Here is a 3,715-nt window from a genome sequence, read left to right on the forward strand (position 1 = left end):
TCACTACTCCATCTTCCTGCATAGGCTTTGTTCTTGTCGGCGCTGTGTAGTGCTCCGCCGGTTGATTGATGAGCCCAGTTCTGATGTTCGCTGATGCTCATGCCCATAGGCAGGGATCTTCGACCCGCGTTTTGTTATATGGCGTAAGTTCATCCGTCAATATACGCGGCGTCGACTCCGACCTTGTGGCACCAATCGATAAGTGCTTGACTCTGCTTTATTCGAAACCGTACAAGGTTAGTCACGCGCGAAATGGCGTTAAACAGGGATGCTTGGATAATGGGTGGACGGTATGTCCGACGATGACGACAGCCGAATGCATTTCCTCATGGTGTGATTCTACGTTCACGAGTATAGAGTCATCGCTGCCTAGATCTCGACGCTACCAATTCGATTCCCGTCAAGAGAAAACACATCGAGAAGATACTACCTGCTCAACAAACACTGATCTATATGTAACGACAGGATATGCTCGACTTCCGAGGTAAGTAGCAGATTCAGTTGGTATGGAGCCTAGCTGGGCCCTGGGTTGATTACGATGACAAGATATCTTCCCGACTGGAAGTATTCGATTAGGCTGCGGAAGATCGACGACCACAGAATCTCCGGATCATACGACAAGGACGTCTTATGTCAGAAACGCAGTCAGATTTTCTTATCCAACTGAACACAGTGCTTTCTGCTGAGCAACTGGAACAGCGCGCAGAAGTACTACTGGAGAATTCCCGGGACTTCGGGCAATTCGTCGGCGACCCCTTCATGCCTCTGGCCGTGGTTTACCCCCGAACGGTTGAAGACGTCCAAAAGGTAATGCGACTGGCCTACGAACATCGCATGCCCGTTGTTTCGCGTGGTGCCGGTACCGGTGTATCCGGAGGCGTTCACGTAACCGGTAAGTGCATTGTCCTGAACCTCATGCAGATGAACCGAATCGTGGAAGTTCGCCCCGAAGACGAAGTCGCGGTGGTGGAACCTGGAGTGATCAACTATGACTTGAACGTAGCTGTCTCCGAACACGGTCTCATGTACGCACCGGATCCGGCCAGCTATAAGATGTCTACCATTGGTGGCAATATTGCCACCAATGCTGGTGGTCTACGCTGTGCCAAATACGGAGTGACACGTGAATCGGTACTTGCTGTAGACGTTGTTCTGTCGGATGGCCGTTTAGTTCATCTGGGACGTAATACCTTCAAAGGTGTTGCAGGCTACGACCTCACCGGATTGTTTACCGGTTCGGAGGGAACACTTGGCGTCGTGGTGCGCGCGGTGCTGCGCTTACGATATTTGCCGGTGGATGAGCGCGACATCTCGATGTTATTCCCAAGTTTGGAAGCAGCAGTCCTTGGCGTTCAACGCATAGCCCGCGCCCGCGTACAGCCGGCCATTCTGGAGCTCCTTGATTTGCCGACTATCGAAATCTTAGATGATCAATACTCGACCAACTATGCAGCGCATGGTGGTGCCATGCTCTTAGTCAGGGTGGATGGATATGGCGCCGAAAAGGAAGAAGCTGTCATTCGCGAGACCTTCGAGAACCAAGAAGTAACCCTCAGCGACTCCGGTGCGGACGAAGCCACAACGCTTATCGAAATGCGGCGAACAAGCCGTGGAGATACTAAAGACGATGCCTATCGCATGGGGGAGGACATTGCAGTGCCAAAGAGCAAGATGTCCGACTACGTGCGAGAACTGCGACAGATCGCTTACTCTCACGAGGTAGATGTCAGAGTCATCGCCCATGCGGGGGACGGCAACCTGCATCCTACATTCTCGGTTGAACCCGGTGCCGGAGTCGATCCTCTGGCGAGACTTTCTAAGGCATTGGAAGGATCAATTCGATTGGCCATCGAGATGGGCGGAACCATCACCGGTGAACATGGAGTCGGCCTTATCAAACGCGATTGGTTGAGCTGGGAACAAACTGCTGACGTTCTGCTTCTCCAGCAAGAAATCAAAGCGCTGTTTGACCCGAGGAATATTCTCAACCCCGGCAAGGCACTTTAGTTTCCTTGAACGACGTCCGTTCCTTCTTCAATAGCTCACTGGCAGATTTAGCACAGACGCATCCCCGGGTGTAGTGTATAACCGTTGTAGAGTTACGGGATATAGCGCAGCTTGGTAGCGCGCGTCGTTCGGGACGACGAGGTCGCAGGTTCAAATCCTGTTATCCCGACTAGCAAATGAATAAGGGGGTCCCTAGGGACCCCCTTATTTTTGGTTGAGGGTGTCGTGCGCATATTTCACCGTCCATCGCCAGAGGTATCCAAGCCCGCCGTTCCACTCCCCGCGTACCTGTAGTCGGGCTCTGTTTTGACGTAAAACTGCACCTCAACACAATAGAGCTGTAGATCACTCGAGGAGAAGGGCTCAAAAGATGCCTAAACGAGTTTTCTTATGTATAGTTATATCTCGTGCTAAGGCATTTCGAAGAGAATGATCTTGATGGTCTTCACTGAGGAATCCAAGTCACATTGGGATATGGTGTAATTGGCAACACAACGGTTTCTGGTTCCGTCATTCTAGGTTCGAGTCCTGGTATCCCAGCGCTTCACCAGAGTAATTTGGTGAGTTGAAGAGAAATCTTCAGCGTACGGCCCCATCGTATAGCGGCCTAGTACTCCGCCCTCTCACGGCGGCAACACGGGTTCGAATCCCGTTGGGGTCACACATCAAAACGCGGAACTTCGGTTCCGCGTTTTTTGCTTTAAGATTACGCTCATCGAACTTCGTGGCCATCCTTTGCGCACGCGTTACTGTTACTTCAGCATCTTCTGTCGGAGCGAGGCGAACGGCAGTATCACCACGGGAACGAACGATGCGCTAGCTGGTGGTTGAGTGGCCGGGACAGACACACGGCCTACCCGCATTGTGTCACTACAGTAGGTCGCGAATGCAACGATGCCTGTGGACCGGGTTTAAGTACTGCCGTAGTTTGCGCCCGGTGATGTCATCGAGGGCAGTGGGATCCACGAGATGTTCAGCAACGGGGATTCACTTAGCCAAGTTTCACCCTTCGACTGGTCGAGGTTCCAGCCCGGGGACGCCAGCTCAACGTCTGGGTTTATCAATTTCATCTCGGATGCCGGCCGGTGGAACCATCTCATCGGAAGGGAGTCTGCGTTTCCCATCTTCGCGCTGCCTGGCCTCTCAAACTGTTGGGCGCCTCGGCATGCCGAAATTGAACGTCACTGCGCATAAGCATCGAAGCATTCAGCGATAGTGATTATTCGGAGGTCAATAGTGAGCAAGCAACCGTGTGTCGGGTGCGGTCTAGGCCTGTTGAACTTTGACAGTGTCTACCGAGATGAAGTCCGGTCATAGAGAGAATAAGGGCCTGTGTGCACGGTCACCTCGGAAAAGGGCCTCCCGATTTGAAACATCCCGCAAAACTGTGTATAGTTTTTATCTGTCGCCGAAACAAGGCCGGAACAAAAACCGGTACAAAATTCGGTGATAATCCCCAGAAAATCAAGAGTTTTACACAGGTCACTGTGGATAAAGCGAAATTAATGGGAACCAAGAATACCGATTCAAATCACAAATAATTGATTTGACTTTCAGGAATTCAACGGTATAAAATATAAATATAACGCTGGACGAAATTGCCGCTCGAAAGAGTGGGTAAAGAACCGGTAAGTGTTTGTTGTTTGAGAACTCAATAGTGTGCCAAGTTTATTGATACCGAATTATTTTTAATTTGGTGGATATATAA

Annotated in this window: 1 protein-coding gene and 3 tRNA genes; all 4 read left to right on the plus strand. The window is 51.1% G+C overall.

The annotated features are described in order from the left end of the window. Nucleotides 1-630 precede the first annotated feature (630 nt). The 4 genes from CQ019_RS18065 to CQ019_RS18080 all read left to right on the plus strand — a co-directional run bounded on the left by CQ019_RS18065 (nucleotide 631) and on the right by CQ019_RS18080 (nucleotide 2,668). Nucleotides 631-2,007: an FAD-binding oxidoreductase gene (locus tag CQ019_RS18065; protein WP_105570319.1), complete on the plus strand. Its 1,377-nt coding sequence runs from the start codon at nucleotides 631-633 to the stop codon at nucleotides 2,005-2,007. Nucleotides 2,008-2,102: 95 nt separating this feature from the next. Continuing rightward, a tRNA-Pro gene (locus tag CQ019_RS18070) sits at nucleotides 2,103-2,176 on the plus strand. A 299-nt stretch (nucleotides 2,177-2,475) separates the two neighbouring features. Next, nucleotides 2,476-2,547 (plus strand) — tRNA-Gln (locus CQ019_RS18075). Between the two features lie 48 nt (nucleotides 2,548-2,595). Continuing rightward, nucleotides 2,596-2,668: transfer RNA gene (locus CQ019_RS18080), tRNA-Glu, on the plus strand. The last annotated feature ends 1,047 nt before the right edge of the window (nucleotides 2,669-3,715 follow it).

The sequence above is a fragment of the Arthrobacter sp. MYb229 genome, from assembly GCF_002975405.1.
Taxonomy (GTDB): Bacteria; Actinomycetota; Actinomycetes; order Actinomycetales; family Micrococcaceae; genus Glutamicibacter.